Source organism: Deinococcus sp., from assembly GCF_018260555.1.
Classification (GTDB): Bacteria; Deinococcota; Deinococci; order Deinococcales; family Deinococcaceae; genus Deinococcus.
The window spans coordinates 49,739-66,302 of sequence record NZ_JAGLBB010000006.1 but is presented as its reverse complement, the minus strand read 5'-3'; the positions used below and the strand labels follow the sequence as shown (position 1 = coordinate 66,302).

General features: G+C 68.9%; 13 protein-coding genes. 10 read left to right on the top strand and 3 right to left on the bottom strand.

Features of this window, described 5'->3' with window-relative positions:
• From QZ271_RS02525 to QZ271_RS02500, 6 genes are all read left to right on the top strand, one after another.
• Positions 1-1,050: NAD(P)H-hydrate dehydratase (locus QZ271_RS02525; RefSeq protein ID WP_291428675.1), on the top strand; the 1,050-nt coding region annotated here is incomplete at its 5' end.
• A gap of 45 nt (positions 1,051-1,095) precedes the next feature.
• Complete coding sequence (locus QZ271_RS02520) at positions 1,096-2,769, top strand: glycerol-3-phosphate acyltransferase (RefSeq protein WP_291428673.1); 1,674 nt, start codon at positions 1,096-1,098, stop codon at positions 2,767-2,769.
• A gap of 191 nt (positions 2,770-2,960) precedes the next feature.
• Complete coding sequence (gene ispH / locus QZ271_RS02515) at positions 2,961-3,956, top strand: 4-hydroxy-3-methylbut-2-enyl diphosphate reductase (RefSeq protein WP_291428671.1); 996 nt, start codon at positions 2,961-2,963, stop codon at positions 3,954-3,956.
• Positions 3,957-4,010: 54 nt separating this feature from the next.
• Positions 4,011-4,337, top strand: coding sequence for a DUF1294 domain-containing protein (locus tag QZ271_RS02510; protein WP_291428669.1), 327 nt, complete (start codon positions 4,011-4,013; stop codon positions 4,335-4,337).
• Between the two features lie 195 nt (positions 4,338-4,532).
• The gene (locus QZ271_RS02505) at positions 4,533-5,336 is read left to right on the top strand and encodes a [LysW]-aminoadipate kinase (RefSeq protein WP_291428667.1); all 804 of its coding nucleotides are present in this window, start codon (positions 4,533-4,535) and stop codon (positions 5,334-5,336) included.
• 64 nt (positions 5,337-5,400) lie between these two features.
• Entirely contained in the window at positions 5,401-5,682 is a 282-nt protein-coding gene (locus QZ271_RS02500; RefSeq protein ID WP_291428665.1) for a hypothetical protein, read from the top strand.
• Between the two features lie 241 nt (positions 5,683-5,923).
• Here QZ271_RS02500 and QZ271_RS02495 read toward each other — a convergent pair whose 3' ends face one another.
• Positions 5,924-7,291 (bottom strand): trypsin-like peptidase domain-containing protein, encoded by a 1,368-nt coding sequence (locus QZ271_RS02495; RefSeq protein WP_291428664.1) that lies wholly within the window; start codon positions 7,289-7,291, stop codon positions 5,924-5,926.
• Positions 7,292-7,612: 321 nt separating this feature from the next.
• Positions 7,613-7,993, bottom strand: coding sequence for a S1 RNA-binding domain-containing protein (locus QZ271_RS02490; protein WP_055362658.1), 381 nt, complete (start codon positions 7,991-7,993; stop codon positions 7,613-7,615).
• 365 nt (positions 7,994-8,358) lie between these two features.
• On the opposite strand from QZ271_RS02490, the gene QZ271_RS02485 reads away from it, so the two are divergent.
• Positions 8,359-9,072 (top strand): septum site-determining protein MinC, encoded by a 714-nt coding sequence (locus QZ271_RS02485; protein WP_291428656.1) that lies wholly within the window; start codon positions 8,359-8,361, stop codon positions 9,070-9,072.
• Between the two features lie 103 nt (positions 9,073-9,175).
• On the opposite strand, the gene QZ271_RS02480 is transcribed toward QZ271_RS02485, so the two are convergent.
• A complete protein-coding gene (locus QZ271_RS02480; RefSeq protein WP_291428654.1) occupies positions 9,176-10,594 on the bottom strand; it encodes an amidase family protein in 1,419 nt (472 codons plus the stop codon).
• A 69-nt stretch (positions 10,595-10,663) separates the two neighbouring features.
• Here QZ271_RS02480 and QZ271_RS02475 point away from each other — a divergent pair, with 69 nt between their 5' ends.
• From QZ271_RS02475 to QZ271_RS02465, 3 genes are all read left to right on the top strand, one after another.
• Complete coding sequence (locus QZ271_RS02475) at positions 10,664-11,512, top strand: prephenate dehydratase (protein ID WP_291428651.1); 849 nt, start codon at positions 10,664-10,666, stop codon at positions 11,510-11,512.
• A gap of 301 nt (positions 11,513-11,813) precedes the next feature.
• Entirely contained in the window at positions 11,814-15,578 is a 3,765-nt protein-coding gene (metH, locus tag QZ271_RS02470) for a methionine synthase (RefSeq protein ID WP_291428649.1), read from the top strand.
• Positions 15,575-16,315: a methylenetetrahydrofolate reductase gene (locus QZ271_RS02465; protein WP_291428647.1), complete on the top strand. Its 741-nt coding sequence runs from the start codon at positions 15,575-15,577 to the stop codon at positions 16,313-16,315. The genes metH and QZ271_RS02465 overlap by 4 nt, the downstream gene beginning before the upstream one ends.
• Positions 16,316-16,564 lie beyond the last annotated feature (249 nt).

Genomic DNA, 16,564 nt, shown 5'->3' with positions numbered 1-16,564 from the left:
CGCCCGGTACAGACGGGTATCAGCCAGACCGTTTTCAGCAAGAGCAGTGTGGATGCCTATAACAAGGCAGTGGCCCAGCTCAGCAGCGTGGCTCAGCAACAACAGAAAACTGTCCGCGAGCAGGCGCAGGCCGCCGCAGAGCAACCAACCGACGCTCAGGTCGCGGCGCTGCTGCCCGTGCGCCGCGCGGACGCGCACAAGGGCACGGCGGGCCGAGTGTGGATCGTGGGCGGGCACCCCGGCACGGTGGGCGCGGCGGGCATGGCAGGCGTGGGGGCGCTGCGCGCAGGGGCCGGTCTGGTCACGGTGCACTCGGCGGCCGGGGTGCCCCTGCTGATGCCGGAACTGATGATTCACCGGCACGCTGACCTGCGCGCGGCGCTGCTGGGCACGCCAGAGCCAGGCCGTCCAGACGCGCTGGCCGTGGGCATGGGCCTGGGTCCGGGCGCCGCCGACCTGGCCCGCGAGCTGCTGCGCTGGCAACGGCCCACCGTGCTGGATGCCGACGCCCTGCACGGCGAACTGGCCGGGCACGGCCACGCGGCCTGCATCTGGACCCCGCACCCCGGAGAGGCCGCCAGGATGCTGGGCACCGACGTACGCGACGTGACCCGCGATCCCCTGAGCGCCGCCCGCGCCCTGCAACAACGGCTGGGCGGCGCGGTCGTCCTGAAGGGTGGCCCCAGCGTCGTGGCGTACCCCGCCGGCCTGAGCGTGTCGCGCGGCGGGCATCCGGGCATGGCCAGCGGCGGCATGGGCGACACCCTGTCCGGCATCCTGGCCGCGCTGCTCGGTCAGGGCCTGAGCGCGCGGGACGCCGCCGTGACCGGGGTGCGCCTGCACGCCCGCGCCGGGGAACGCGCCGCGCAGGCGCACGGCTACGGCCTGAGCGCCTCGGACGTAGCGCAGGAACTCGGCGGGGCGTGGCAGGACCTGGTACGGACTGCGGTTGACTCGGTGCAATCCCGAATCAATCCGAGCGGACGCGAGCAGGAACAACAGACGGACGGTGCTCCATTCCGCCCCAGTCGGGCAGACCGCCGGATGTGACCGGCTGCCTGCCCGGGGAGACGCGGCTGCCCTAGAATGACCGACATGTTGTTTCTGTCGGCCCTGCTGTTGCTCGTGGCGTTCCTGGTGGGAAGTGCTCCGGTCGGGCACGCGGTCCTGTCGCGCTCGGGCGTGAACGTCCGCGTGACGAACGCCCACAACCTGGGGGTTGAGAACGTACTTCACCGTGTCGGCCCGGCCCTGGCGTTCGTGACGGCGCTCCTGGACGCCTCGAAAGGGTTTCTGGCAATCCTGATGGCATCGAGCCTGAACACGCCGGAACTGTCGGTTTTGGCGGGACTGGCCGCGTACCTGGGGCACCTGAACCCGCCGCGCGTGTTGTACGGGCAGACGCCGCCGCGCGGGCGGGGGAATCTGCTGCTGCTGGGCGTCATGGCGGGACTGGCCGTGACGGGCGCCGTGCCGCTGTGGGCGGCGGCGCTGCCAGTCGTGGTGTACGCGGGCGTGGCGGGCTTCTGGGGGTACGTGACGGCCGCGACGCTGGCAGGCGTGCTGGCGTTCGCGCTGGTCGTCGCGGCGCTGCCTCTGGGTCCGGCCGCGAAACTGGCGGCGCTGGGGCTGCTGTTCGCGGCCGGGTGGCGCTTCAAGGAGAACCTGGGCCGCATGCTGGACGGCACCGAGCCGCGCCTGGGAGACGCGGTGCCCATGGCGGGCCGCCGCAGTGACGAGGTCGTCGCGGCGTTCATGATTCACCCCATGACCCTGGAGAACTTCTGGAGTGCGCGGCGCTTCGCGTGGCTGCGCCCGCTGGTCGAGCGCGGGTTGGTCAGCGAGGCGGGCGTGCGGCAGATGGCCGAGAGCCTGCGTCCCATGAAGATCGGGGAATTGCAGGGCATCCGCACCACGGACGGCAAACGCATCCGCTGCTACCTGCTGTCCAGTCCGCTGCTGCCGGACGTGTTCCGCGACAACCCGGACCTCGCCACGCGCCGCGCCATCGAGGGCGCGCGGCTGGCGCAGGAACTGGGGGCCGAGGTGTTCGGGCTGGGTGCGTTCTGGTCCGTGGTGGGCAACAAGGGCGTGGACGTGCAGGCGGCCGTGCCGGACATCACCATCACGAACGGCGGGGCGTACACGTCCGGGACCATCAAGGCCGCCATTCCGGGCATCCTGGAGCACTTCGCCGCCGAGGGCCGCGACCTGAAACGGGCGACGGCCGCTGTCGTCGGGGCCAACGGAGTGGTCGCGTTCGGCATCGCGCGGACCATTGCTCCGCAGGTAGGGAAGGTCATCATGATCGGCCGTGACCTGGAGCGCCTGGAACGCAGCGCCGCCACCCTGCGCCGCGCCTCGAAAGACACCGAGATCGTCACGACCACCAGTTACGACACCCTAAAGGAAGCGGACCTGATCTTCACGGCGACCAGCGACCCGAACCCCGTGATCTTCCCGCAGCACGTGAAGCCCGGAACCTGGATCTTCGACGAGGGCCGTCCCGCCGACGTGGACGAGAGCGTGGCCGCCATTCCCAGCGTGCGCGTCATTCCTGGCGGTGTGGTGCGGCCCCCCGGCGGCATGAGCAGCAACATCGACCTGCAGTTCGGGGATGGACAGGTGCCCGCCTGCCTCGCCGAGACGCTGATTATCGCCGCAACCGGTGAACACTGGCGCAAGAGCCTGGGTCCGCAGACCCTGAGCGAGAACATCAACTTCTTCGTCGATCAGGCCGCCGTGCTGGGGTTCGAGGTCGTCGATTGATCCGCACGCCGCTTGATCCGCTCGGGTCGAACGGGGCGCAACACCCCTTCGACCTAAAGGGATACAGAAATGGGCGCGGCCCCCGGCGGAGGCGCGGCGGCTGGCACGGTCTGCGCGGCAGGCGGGGTTTACACTGTCGGGCATGATGTCGTTCGCTGCCTCTGTGCCCCGTTCCGTTCGGGTGATCGCGCGTGGTTGAGCGCCTTCACCTTGCCAAGCCGCGCGGGTTCTGCGCGGGGGTCGTCATGGCGATTCAGGCGGTCGAGAAGGCCGCGCAGACCGAGTCGAGGCCCGTGACGGTGTACCACTCCATCGTGCATAACCACACGGTCGTGGACCGCCTTCAGGCCGGGTACGGCGTGCATTTCGTGGAGGACCTGAACGGCGTGGACGCCCTCCCGCAGGGCGGCGAGACGGTGGTGTTCAGCGCGCACGGCATCAGCCCGGCGGTGCGCGAGCGGGCGCGGGCGCTGGGCCTGGCGACCATCGACGCGACCTGCCCGCTCGTGACCAAGGTGCACACCGAGGCCAAGAAGTACGCCCGTGAGGGCTATAGCATCCTGCTGATCGGGGACAGCGCGCAGCATCAGGAGGTCATCGGCACGCAGGGCGAGGCTCCCGAGAACACCATCCTGGTGGGCGTGCTCGGCAGGACGGGCGAGGGGCTGCACGACCCGCACACGGTGCAGGTGCCGGACCCGCAGCGACTGGTGGTGCTGACCCAGACGACCCTCAGCGTGGACGATACGCGCCGCACCGTTGACATCCTGCGTGGGCGCTTTCCGGCGCTGGTGGTGCCGCCCAGCGAGGACCTGTGTTACGCCACCAAGAACCGCCAGGACGCCGTGAAGGCCATAGCGCCGCAGGTGGACCTGTTCCTGGTGCTGACCAGCACGCACTCCAGTAACGGCATGCGCCTGCTGGAACTGGCGGAGGTCGAGTGCGGGCGCTCCGTGCGGCTGGAGACGGCGGCGGACCTGGCGGGCGTGGACATGACGGGCGTGCGCTCGGTGGGGATCACGAGCGCGGCCAGCACGCCAGACGATCTGGTGCAGGCGGTCGTGGCGCACTTCCGGGCGCTGAACCCGGCCCTGGAAGTCATCGAGGAAGGCGAGTGGGAGAACATCGAGTTCCGCGAGCCGAAGAAGATCCTGCCCACGCAGGCGCTGCCCCGCACCCTGCAATGAAGGGCGCACCCGGGAGCAGCGTGGGAACAGGCGGCGCCGCCGTGTGGAGGCCGCGTGGGCAGTGACTGGCAGCTGACCGTCGCGCCGGGCACGCTCGGCACGCTGCTGCGCATGTTCGTGGCGTGGCAGGTCGTGTGGGGGCTGGTGGCGTTCGTGGCGGTGTGGCGCGACAAGCAACTGGCGCAGGCCCGTAAAGGCCGACTGCCGGAGGCGACGCTGCACCGCTTCGAGCGGCTGGGCGGCTGGGCGGGGTCGTGGGCGGCGCAGCAGGTCTTCCGGCACAAGACCCGCAAGGGCACGTACCAGCGGGCTTTCCGGCGCATCTGCCTGGGGTGGGCGGTGGCGTGGGCTGGCATGCTGGCACTGCTGCTCTGGCTCTGACCAAACCCCGGATGCCCGCCAGATGCATTCCGTCTTCAACCCAGACCGACGCCGGGTCGCCTACTCCATGCACGGAATTCGCTTATATTCACTCGCTCCGCTCGGGTGGAACAGTTTTTGCAGACCCTTTGACCAGATGCCTGCCATTTGAAAATCATTTGACCTTCATTCCTATCACGCGCTAGGATGCCTTCCATGATAGTAGTGAAGGTCGGCGGAAGCGCCGGAATCGATTACGACGCCGTCTGCGCGGACCTCGCCCGGCGCTGGAAAGCCGGGGAGAAACTGATCCTCGTGCACGGCGGCAGCGGCGAAACCAACCGTGTCGCACAAGCCCTGGGCCACCCCCCCCGCTTCGTCACCAGCCCCAGCGGCTACACCAGCCGCTTTACAGACCGCCAGACCCTCGAAATCTTCGAGATGGTGTACTGCGGCAAGATGAACAAGGGCATCGTGGAACGCCTGCAGCGCCTCGGCGTGAACGCTGTCGGCCTGTCCGGCCTCGACGGCCGCATCTTCGAAGGCCGCCACAAGGACTCCGTGCGGATCGTCGAGGACGGCAAAACCAAGATTCTGCGCGGCGACCACACCGGCACCGTCGAGCGGGTCAACACCGGCCTGATCGACCTGCTACTGGCGGGGGGTTACCTGCCGGTCCTCACGCCCCCCGCCAGTTCCTACGAGGGCGTCGCCATCAACGTGGACGGCGACCGCGCCGCCGCTGCGCTGGCCGTCGCCCTGAAAGCCGACGCGCTGCTGCTGCTCTCGAACGTGCCGGGCCTGCTGCGCGCCTTCCCCGACGAAAGCAGCCTGATCCGCGAGATTCCCGCCGCCGACGTGCAGTCCTACCTGGAATTCGCGCAGGACCGCATGAAAAAGAAGGTCCTGGGAGCCGCCGAGGCCGTACAGGGCGGCGTGAAACGCGTGATCTTCGGCGACGCCCGTGCCGGGGAACCCATCAGCGCCGCGCTCGGAGGAGCGGGCACCGTCGTCTCGTAACCCGGCTTTCTTCCACCGCACCCTCTCCCGCCTGAGCGGGCAGGGGTGCTATCCTTCCCAGCCAATGTTGACCCCGCCCGAACTCCTGGAATTCCTGAGCGCCAGGGGCGGCTGCGAGCACCGCGTGACTGCCCTGCTCCGCGCCGGGCGCGGCAAGAAAGCCAGCGTCCGCGAACTCGGCGAGTACCGCCTGACCGCGCGTGGCGAACAGGTGCAGGCCACCGGCCCCAGCGGCCAGACCCGCCACCTGACCCACCAGGAATTCCACGCGGTCTTTGGATCGTACGTGTTCACGCCCGCCCAGGCGACCGGGGTGATGACCGACCTTGGCCCGCTGTTCGGCTGACGCTATTCCCGAGTGAACGCAGCAGGAGTAAGAAGGTCTGATCTGGACCGCGTCAGTTTCGTCTGCGACTGGTACTGGTGACGGGGCGCCACTTCCAAGACGGGACTCCGGTTTACCAAGTACGTTGAAGCTCACATTGCGCCATGCCGGGAAAACGCCGGAACCTCTCCATTCCCGCTTCAACGTACTTTCTCCTGCTACGCGCTCCGCGCGGTTTATCTACAGGATCAACCCAGTGTCCTTAGTTGCTGGTGGGGAAGCTGAAGGCGCTGAGGGTCACGTCGACGGTGCGGGTCTTCCCGGCGCGCTGCACGGTCAGTTTCACGCGGTCGCCGATGCGTTTGCCGATGATGGCGCGGCGCAGGTCGTCGCCCTCGCCGATCGGCTGGCCGTCCACGGCGGTGATGATGTCCCCGTCAGTGTTCAGGGTGTCCGCGCCGCTGCCCTGCGTGGGCGCCTGCCCGTTCAGTTGCGTCCCTGTGCCCGCGCCGCCCCGCAGTCCGGCGGCGGCGGCCGGGCTGTCCGGCGCGACCTTCTGGATCAGGGCGCCCTGGGCGGGAAGGCCCGCCTGTTTGCGCTGCGCGGCGCTCAGGACGCTCAGGTCCGTGAACTGTACGCCCAGGGTGGGTGTCTGGATCACGCCGCCCTTCCCGGCCTGGAGTTGCGGTAGGAGTTTCTTGACGGTATTCACGGGAATCGCGAAGCCCACCCCGGCGCTCTGGCCGCTGCCGCCGGTCAGGATCTGGGTGTTCACGCCGATCACCTGACCGGCGCTGTCCAGGAGCGGGCCGCCGCTGTTGCCGGGGTTGATGGCCGCGTCGGTCTGAATGACGCTCTGCTCCACGCCCTTGGTGCCGATCGGCACCCGGCGTTCCAGGCTGCTGATGATTCCCTCGGACACGCTGAACTCCAGGCCGAAGGGTGCGCCCATCGCGACGGCTTTCAGGCCCACGTCCAGCTGGTCGCTGTCGCCCAGCGGAATGGGTCTGGCCGCGCCGCTGGGCAGACCCTCGGCGCGGATCAGGGCCAGATCGAAGTCGGGGGCGCGGGCCACGACCCTCGCCTTGTACTCGGTCTTGTCGCCGTGCAGGCGGACCGTGATCTCGCTGGCTCCCTCGACCACGTGGTTGTTGGTAATGATATCGCCGCTGCCGGTCACGAAAAAGCCGCTGCCGGTGCCGCTCTGGGCCTCACCGCTGCCACTGCCGTCATCCGGCAGCGTGAAGGGCAGCTGCTGTTGCAGGCGCTGACGCAGCTGCGCCTGGGCGCTGCTGGCGCTGCTTTCCTTGACGCTCACGTACACCAGTCCGGCCTGGCGCTCCTTGACAACCTGCACGGTATTCGCCTCGGATTCCGTGCGGGCGCGGCCCCGGTCGTACGTGGGGTTCGTGGCGGGCAGCATCTGCCCCTGCGCGCCGCTGCCCGCGCTAAGGTTGGTGTCCGGGGCGGTCTGCGTGGCAGCCGACTGCGTGGTCACAGGCTGTGTGGTCACCGGCTGCGGAACCGCCGACGCGGTGACGGGGGCCGTGCGGGTGTTCAATTCGTAACCGATGAGCCCACCGACCGCAAGGGTTCCGGTCAGGGCCAGGATGGACAGGGAGCGTTTCATAAGGGGCATTCTGCCCGGCAGCTGTTACAGGGCGGTTAAAAAAGCGCCTTCACGCAGCCTGTAGGGACTGCCGTCTGTTTGACCCCCCAGCTCTCAACCCGCCACACTGGCCACTCCAGGCCCAGAACCAGCATGGCTCCCACCCGCTCTGCGGCGCAGCTTTCCAATTTCGCGCGGATGGGGCCATTGTTACAGGCCCCTCAACCGGCGTCCGTTTCATGGAGAAAAACTGTGGCGCAATCGGCGCGAGAAAGCCGCCTCCCGTCCGGGTGAACGGGGGCGGCCTCATCGTCTTGTCCGGCACGGGGCCAGGATGCGGGGTTACTTCTTGCGTTTGCCGGCGGGTTTCTTTCCACCACCTGCGGTGGTGCGTTCCTTGGCGTCACGCATGAAGGACCGGAGCTTGGCCTCGAACTGGGGGCTCTGCCGTCCGATTGCGCGGGGGCGGGGCACCTCTTCGGGCTCCTCGAGCAGTTCCTTGATCGAAAGATCGAGTCGGCCCCGCTCGTCCCGGCCCAGGACCTTCACCTCCACGTTCTCGCCTTCGCGGACGTGGTCGTGAATGTTGCGCACGAACGAGTGAGCAATCTGCGAGATGTGCACAAGGCCCGTCTCGCCGTTCTCGAACTGGATGAACGCGCCGAAATCGGTCACGCGCGTTACGCGGCCCTCCACGACCGCGCCGGAATCAAGCTGCACCAAAGGTGTTCTCCTTGAAAAGCATGAGGCCCATGGTACACCATCGCCCGCACCCATGCGCCCCAGATGCACACGCGGCCCGCAGGTACGTGAACCTCACCTGAGCGGCGTTCTCAGAAAGGGCCGCCAGCACACGCCCCATCCTCATCACGCGCTGAAGCCCGACCTGCGCTCCGAGCAGAGTCAGACGGGGATCCACGGGCTAGGGTGTCTGGTTAGCAACACCGTGCAGGGACGGACGGGACGGGGAGTGGACGGCAGTGCGTATGAGCCGCGTGAAGCCTGGGCCGCAGTGCCGCTCCCCCGCCCGGCGCAGAGGCCAGATGCTCTAGATTGTCCTCATGAAGTTGCGCGGCACGCTTGGTGGCATGAATCTCCTGCTGGAACCCGCTGACACAGCCGGATCCGTCGCCGAGGCGCTGGGCGTGCGCGCCGCGCTCCTGACCGGGCAGATCACCGTGGAACTCCAGGCCGACGTGGACCCCCAGGCGCTCGAGGAAGCCCTGACTCGCATCCGCGCCGCCGGGGGTACGCCGGGCCGTATCCGGGCCACACGCGCGGCTGGCCCCACGCCCACCCCGGAGCCCATGTCAGCGCCGTCCAGTTCGACACCCGACAGCCCTGCACCCGACAACCCTGCATCCCACAGCTCTGCACCCCGCAGGCCTGCGCCTGCCAGCCCCGCTGCCCGGACCACAGCCGCCCCCTCGCCGGTTCCTTCGGGCGTGCCGGGGGGGCGCACGGTCATCGTGCCGCACACCCTGCGGGCGGGGTTCCGGGGCGAGTACCCCGGCAGCGTGATCGTGCTGGGCGACGTGAACCCCGGTGCGGAGGTCGTGGCGGGCGGCGACGTGATCGTCATCGGGGCGCTGCGTGGTCTCGCGCACGCCGGTCAGGGCGGTCACAGTGACGCCATCGTCTGGGCGCGTCCCATCGCCAGCCCGCAGCTGCGTATCGGGGACGCGGTCGCCCGCGCGCCCGAGGGGAGCAGCCTGAGCAACATGCGTCACCGCAATGACCAACCTACCGCCGAGGTCGCGCGCCTGAGCGGCGGCGTGATTCAAATCGACGCGCAGAAGTAGGTTGATGGGCAACGGCGTGTGCGCGGTCCGAACCGTCATGTCAGGAATACTCATACGGATTCGGATTGATTCAGAAGTACGCCGAATCAATCGGAATCCGTACTTACACGGGCGGGAAGCGCACGCCGCCCAGTTCCAGGTTCAGGTGGGCGGCCAGGGAGAGCAGTTGGCTGTCCTGTCCGGCCGGGGCGACCAGCAGCGCGCCGCTGGGCGGGCCGTCGGTGCCTGGGGGCGTGACGGGCAGGGCGAGGCTGGGGTAGCCCGCCTTGGCGGCCAGCGCGCAGCCGTGAATGCCGGGGAAGATCAGCAGGTCCAGGCCACCTGCGAACAGCTGGTCAAAGCCCCGAGTGCGGGTCAGGCGAAGGTCGCGGTCGCGCGCGCGGCGATAGTTGGTTTCGCTGGCGTCGCCCCGGGTGCCCTGCGCGGCGTGCAGCAGCGTCTGCCCGTAGCGCAGCAGGTGTTCCGGGTCGCGGTCGTTCGCGTCGATGACCTCCTGAAGGCTGCGGGGGCCGTGCGTGACGCCCGCAAGGTAGGCATTCAGGTCGCCCCGGAATTCGTATTCGAGAACTTCAAGGTTCCAGCCGCTCTCGTTCAATTCCTGGCGGGTGGGGAACGTCCGGTCGTGGGTGACGGCGTTCAGGTCGGTCAGCAGGGCGCTCAGGTGCTCCAGGGCGGCCTGCTCGGCGGGACTGACGTGCGGTTCGTCGCGGATGATGCCCACGTGCGCGCCGTCCAGCGCGGCTTTCCGGATGCGCAGGTCCGGGACGGGCAGGAGGCGGCTGGCCTCGTCGTGCAGGTCAGGGCCAGCGATGACGCTCAGGATCAGGGCGGCGTCGCGGACGCTGCGGGTGATCGGCCCGGCGGTGTCCTGGCTGTGGCTGATGGGGACCACGCCGGTGCGCGGCACGAGACCCAGGGTGGGTTTCAGGCCGATCACGCCGTTCTGGTGGGCGGGACTGACGATACTGCCGCTGGTTTCGGTGCCGATGGCAGCGGCGCACAGGCGCGCGGCCACGGCCACGCCGCTGCCACTGCTGCTGCCCCCGGTGTCCAGGGTGTCACCCCAGGGGTTGATGGTCTGGCCTCCGGCGCTGGAGTAACCGTTGCTCATGCCAACCGTCATGAAGTTGGCCCATTCGGTCATGTTCGCCTTGCCCAGGATCACGGCCCCGGCGTCCCGCAGGCGCGCGGTCAGCGGAGCGTCGGCTGCGGGCACGTGCCCCAGCAGCAGGCGACTGCCGGCGCTGGTGGGCAGGCCCGCCACGTCGATGTTGTCCTTGATCAGTACGGGCACGCCGTGCAGCGGGCCGCGCTGGGCCTCCGGCAGGGTGTCCAGGGCGTCGGCGCTCTCCTGGGCGTCCGGGTTGACGGTGATCACGGCGTGCAGGTGGGGGTTCAGGGCGTGCAGGCGGGCCAGGTACGTGCGCGTGACCTCACTGGCGGTCAGGTCGCCGCGGCGGGTGGCGCCGGCGAGCGAACAGACGTCCAGATCGAGGATCGGGTCGGGCGTGGTCAGGGTCACGTCCTGTACTGTACCCACGTCTATCGGCCCGGAGGGCAGGTTGGGACGCGGTGCGGTAGCCTCGGGCGCATGAGTGAACGTCCCGACCGCCTGACCGTCGCCTTCCAGGGGAACCCCGGTTCCTACGGGGAGATCGCCGCCCTGAACGCGCTGGGTGGGGACCGTGAGGTGCACACGCGCGGGTACCCCACCTTCCATGAGGTCGCGCGCGCCGTGGAATTCGGCGAGGCGGAGTTCGGGGTGCTGCCGGTCGAGAACAGCCTGATGGGCGCCATTCACCAGTCCATCGACCTGCTGAGTGACACGGACCTGCACGTGACGGGCGAGGTGATTGTGCGCGTCTCTCACTGCCTGATGGCGCTGCCCGGCGTGGCGCTGGAGGACATCCGGCGCGTGGCCAGTCAGCAGCCGGCGCTTGATCAGTGCACGGTCCTGATCCGCAAGCACGGGTGGCAGCCGGTCGCGACGCACGACACGGCCGGGAGTGCCAAGAACCTCGCGCAGGGCGGCGAGCGGGACCTCGCCGCGATTGCCAGTAGCCGCGCGGCGGAACTGTACGGCCTGAACATCCTGCAACGCGAGATCGAGGACGAACCGTTCAACTTCACGCGGTTCATGATCCTGTCCCGCGCGGAGCCCGCGCCCAGCGACGCGCCGCACAAGACGAGTCTGGTGTTCGCGGTGCGCCACACCCCGGGGTTCCTGGTCGAGACGCTGAACGAACTGAGCGGCCTGAACCTGAGCCGTATCGAGAGCCGCCCCCGCCGCGACCGCGCCTGGAGTTACCTGATGTACGTGGATATCGAGGGTGACGCCCGCGATCCGCGTGTGGCGCAGGCGCTGGCGGGGGTGCTGCGCAAGGCGAGTTACGCCAAGATCATCGGGTCGTACCCGGCGGCGCAGGGCACGGTCGGGTAGGGGGCGCCGGGCGCGGACCTGTCCACCCTGCCCCACGGTTGGCGTGCGCAGCGTGCGCTATCGTGGGGGTATCGTGCCCGCCGGGCGCGGTCATCCAGAGTCGCCGGAGGGGATTTTCTGCCCTGTGATGGCGAGGCAACCGGCCCTCATTGCGGCACTCGGTGCTTTCAGAGAAGACCCGCGTGGGTGCGCTGACGATGGCGCGAGCGGGGACGATGGCCCAGGAGCGGCGCAGCAACAGCGCACAACGACTTTCGAGGCCGCCGCTGGGCGGCCCTGCGCTTTGAGACAGGGGTGGACCATGAGCACGGATATTCGCGCCGAGGCGCGCAAAAGGATCTTGATTCTGGACGGGGCGTGGGGCACGCAGCTTCAGCAGGCGGGCCTGACGGAAGCCGATTTCAGGTGGGACGGCGCCGATCCCCTGCGGATGTACCGGGGGAACTTCGACCTGCTGCAACTGACCAGACCCGACGTGATCCGTGGCGTGCACAGGGCGTACTTCGAGGCGGGCGCGGATATCGCCAGCACGAACACCTTTAACTCCACGACGATCAGTCAGGCGGACTACGGCACGGAAAGCATGGCGTACGACATGAACGTTCAGGGCGCGCGTCTGGCGCGCGAGGTGGCCGACGAGTTCACGGCCCGGGACGGCAGGCCGCGCTGGGTGGCAGGCAGTATCGGCCCGACGAACCGCACGGCGACCCTCTCGCCGGACGTGGAACGCCCGGAGTTCCGCAACGTGACCTATGACGGGCTGGTCGAGGCGTACATGGACGCCGCAGCGGGACTGATCGAGGGCGGCGCGGACCTACTGCTGCTCGAAACCGTGTTCGACACGCTGAACGCCAAGGCGGCCCTGTTCGCCTGCGAGGAAGCCTTCGCCCGTACGGGCCGCACGCTCCCGGTCATGCTTTCGGGCACGATCACGGACGCTTCCGGGCGCACGCTGAGCGGGCAGACGCCCGAGGCGTTCGCGATCAGCACCTCGCACGCGAATCTGTTCAGCCTGGGCCTGAACTGCGCGCTGGGGGCCGACCTGCTGCGCCCGCACCTGCGTGAGATCGCCGCGAACACGGACGCGCTGGTCTCCGTCCACCCGAACGCGGGCCTCCCGAACGCCTTCGGGGAGTACGACGAGACGCCCGAGCAGACGGCCGCCGTGCTGGGCGAGTTCGCCCGTTCGGGCCTGGTGAACATCGTGGGTGGGTGCTGCGGCACTACGCCGGAGCACATCCGCGCGATTGCCGGGGCTGTACAGGGCGTGGCGCCGCGCGTCGCCCCCGAGCAACCCGCCGTGCTGCGCCTGAGCGGCCTGGAACCCCTGAACGTCACGCCGGAACTGAACTTCGTGAACGTGGGCGAGCGCACCAACGTGACGGGCAGCCCCAGATTCGCCAAGGCGATCCTGGCCGGGGATTACGACGCGGGCCTGAAGATCGCCCGGCAGCAGGTCGAGAACGGCGCGCAGATCGTGGACGTGAACTTCGACGAGGGCATGCTGGACGGCGAGGCGGCCATGGTGAAGTTCCTGAACCTGCTCGCCGGGGAACCGGATATCAGCCGCGTGCCGCTGATGCTGGACAGCTCCAAGTGGGAGATCCTGGAAGCGGGCCTCAAGCGCGTGCAGGGCAAGGCGGTCGTGAACTCGATCAGCCTGAAAGACGGCGAGGAGAAGTTCCTGGAACGCGCCCGACTGCTGCGCCGCTACGGCGCGGCAGCGGTCGTCATGGCCTTTGACGAGCAGGGGCAGGCAGACACCCTGGAGCGGCGTCAGGAGATCACGGCCCGCGCCTACCGGCTGCTGACCGAGGTGGTGGGGTTCCCGCCGCAGGACATCATCTTCGACCCGAACGTCCTGACAGTCGCGACCGGAATCGAGGAGCATGACCGCTACGCCCTCGATTTCATCGAGGCGACCCGCTGGATCAAGGCGAACCTGCCGGGCGCGCTCGTGTCGGGCGGGATCAGCAACGTGTCGTTCTCCTTCCGCGGGAACAACCACGTGCGCGAGGCGATGCACGCCGTGTTCCTGTACCACGCCATCCGTGCGGGGCTGGACATGGGCATCGTGAACGCCGGGATGCTTGCCGTGTACGAGGACATCGATCCCGAGTTGCGCGGCGCCGTGGAGGACGTGATCCTGGCCCGCCGCAGTGACGCCACGGAACGCCTGCTGGAACTCGCTGACCGCTACAAGGGCATCAAGCGCGAGGTCGGCGCGGGCAGCCCCTGGCGTGACCTGCCGGTGCAGGAGCGGCTGAAGCACGCACTCGTGCAGGGCGTCGCGGACTTCGTGGAACTGGACGCCGAGGAAGCCTACCGGGAACTCGGGTCGCCGCTGCTGGTCATCGAGGGGCCGCTGATGGACGGCATGAACGTCGTGGGCGACCTGTTCGGGGCCGGGAAGATGTTCCTGCCGCAGGTCGTGAAGTCCGCCCGCGTGATGAAACGCGCCGTGGCGCACCTCACGCCCTACATGGAGGCCGAAAAGCAGGAGGCGGGCGGGAAGGGCAAGGTGCTCATGGCAACCGTGAAGGGCGACGTGCACGACATCGGCAAGAACATCGTGGGCGTGGTACTGGCCTGCAACGGCTATCAGGTGACCGACCTGGGCGTGATGGTCTCCACCGACCGGATTCTCGACGAGGCCGTACGCATCGGCGCGGACGTGATCGGCCTGAGCGGCCTGATCACGCCCAGCCTGGACGAGATGGTCACCGTGGCCAGCGAGATGACGCGCCGGGGCATGACCCAGCCGCTGCTGATCGGCGGAGCGACCACCAGCCGCGCCCACACGGCTGTAAAGATCGACCCGGCGTACCCCGGCCCGGTCGTGCATGTCCTGGACGCCAGCCGGGCCGTGACCACCACCGCCGACCTGCTGGCCGATCCGCGCGGCGTGCAGGAACGCATCCGCGGGGAGTACGACGCCCTGCGTGAGCGGCACGGCGAGCGCCAGATCCGCCTGATTCCCATCGAGACCGCGCGGGAACGGGCCCCTCAACTCTCCCCCACCGTGCCTCCGCCCCCGCGTGAACCGGGCCGGCAGATTATCGAGCAACCCATCGCGGAGCTGCTGGACTTCATCGACTGGACGCCGTTTTTCATCGCCTGGGAGATGAAGGGCATCTATCCGAACATCCTGACCGACCCCCTGCGCGGTGAGGAAGCCCGCAAGCTGTTCGCGGACGCGCAGGCCCTGCTGCAACGCGCCGTTCACGAAGGGCTCCTGACCGCGCGCGGCGTGATCGGCCTGTGGCCCGCCCAGCGCGACGGGGACGACATTGCCGTGCAGGTCGGCCCGGACGTGCCCGCCGGGGAAACGCTGGATTTCGCCACCCACGAGCTCGCCGCCGGCCGCGAAGCACTGCCCGGCGTGGTGCACCTGCACACCCTGCGCCAGCAGCGCGAGCAGAACACCCCGAACGTGGCCCTGGCGGACTTCGTCGCGCCGCACGGGGATCACATCGGGGCGTTCGCGGTCGTCATTCACGGCGCGGACGAACTGGCCCGCGCGTTCGAGGCCGAGCACGACGATTACAACTCCATTCTGGTCAAGGCCGTGGCCGACCGGCTGGCCGAGGCCTTCGCGGAGAAACTGCACCGCGACGTTCGCACAAAGCACTGGGGTTACGCGCCGGACGAGGCCCTGCGCAACGACGACCTGATCCGCGAGCGCTACGACGGCATCCGCCCCGCGCCCGGTTACCCCGCGCAGCCCGACCACACCGAGAAACGCACACTGTTCCGGTTGCTGGGCGCGCAGGAGATCGGCCTGGAACTCACCGAATCGTGCGCCATGTGGCCGGCCGCCGCCGTGTCCGGCTTCTACTTCGCGCACCCGGACTCCCGTTACTTCGCGGTGGGCCGCATCGGCCGCGATCAGGTGCAGGATTACGCGCGGCGTAAGGGCATGCCGCTGGCCGAAGCGGAGCGCTGGCTGGGACCGATCCTCGCCTATGACCCTGCGGGTGTTGATGGTGAACAGTTGAAAGTTGATGGTCGGAACCCATCAACCATCAACCATCAACCATCCCCCGCCGCCGGAGGCGGCCAGTGACCCGCGTGTCGGTGGAACTCGTGCCCCGAACGCGCAGTGGCCTGCGGGCCGAGATCGCGCAGGTGGCGGCCGCACTGCCGGGCGTGGACACGGTGAACATTCCCGACCTGACGCGCTACTCGCTGCGCTCCTGGCTGGGCTGCGCGTTTGCGCGGCCACACCACGCCGCCGTGCCGCACCTGCGGGCCGTGGACTTCAACCCGCGCGAGCCGCTGCCGTTCCTGGCCACGCTGGAGCAGCACGGCCTGACCGAGGTACTCGTCGTGACCGGCGACGCGCCCGCCGACATGAGCGCGCGCGTGTACGACCAGGACGCCGTGGACCTCATTCGCCGCCTGCGCCGCGAGGCCCCCCACCTGACCGTCTATGCGGGCCTCGACCCGTACCGGCAATCGTTCGCGCGGGAACGCGATTACCTGGAACGGAAACTGGATGCGGGCGCGGCCGGGTTCTTCACGCAGCCGTTTTTCGACCTGCGCGTCATGGACGCCTACAGCGACCTGATCCCACACGGCGCGCAGATGTGGTGGGGCGCGACCAGCATCCTCACTGATTCCAGCCTGAACTACTGGCGGGCCCGCAACCACGCCGTGTTCCCCCGCTCCTTCACGCCCACCCTGGAGTGCAACCGCGCGTTCGCGGCTGACCTGCTGGCCTTCGCCCGCGAGCGCGGTCAGCACGCGTACTTCATGCCGGTCAAGGTGGACGTGCAGGCTTACCTGGAAGGGATTCTGTAGCCCGAGAGCGCAGGCTATGAGTTCTGCGGAACACCAGCCCCGGCTGAAGCCAGAAAAGTAGATCAGCACCCCGAACCGTCCCACCGATCACCTGACCGCCGACTGCCACCGGCCGTCGTGCGCGAAGCGCGCGGGCCTGCGAGGGGGGCGGCAGGATGGCGTCGAGGCCGGACACGGTACCGGCCACAGCAACCCCGCCGCAGAAGTAAAACCTCTTGCCCAGTGCAACGCCTGCTCCCCCTGCCCCCC

Coding starts and splice junctions, on each gene's coding strand:
- QZ271_RS02485 (WP_291428656.1), top strand. CDS start 8,359: ATGAATCTCCTGCTGGAACCCGCTGACACAGCCGGATCCGTCGCCGAG.
- QZ271_RS02520 (WP_291428673.1), top strand. CDS start 1,096: ATGTTGTTTCTGTCGGCCCTGCTGTTGCTCGTGGCGTTCCTGGTGGGA.
- QZ271_RS02500 (WP_291428665.1), top strand. CDS start 5,401: ATGTTGACCCCGCCCGAACTCCTGGAATTCCTGAGCGCCAGGGGCGGC.
- metH (WP_291428649.1), top strand. CDS start 11,814: ATGAGCACGGATATTCGCGCCGAGGCGCGCAAAAGGATCTTGATTCTG.
- QZ271_RS02505 (WP_291428667.1), top strand. CDS start 4,533: ATGATAGTAGTGAAGGTCGGCGGAAGCGCCGGAATCGATTACGACGCC.
- QZ271_RS02495 (WP_291428664.1), bottom strand. CDS start 7,291: ATGAAACGCTCCCTGTCCATCCTGGCCCTGACCGGAACCCTTGCGGTC.
- QZ271_RS02475 (WP_291428651.1), top strand. CDS start 10,664: ATGAGTGAACGTCCCGACCGCCTGACCGTCGCCTTCCAGGGGAACCCC.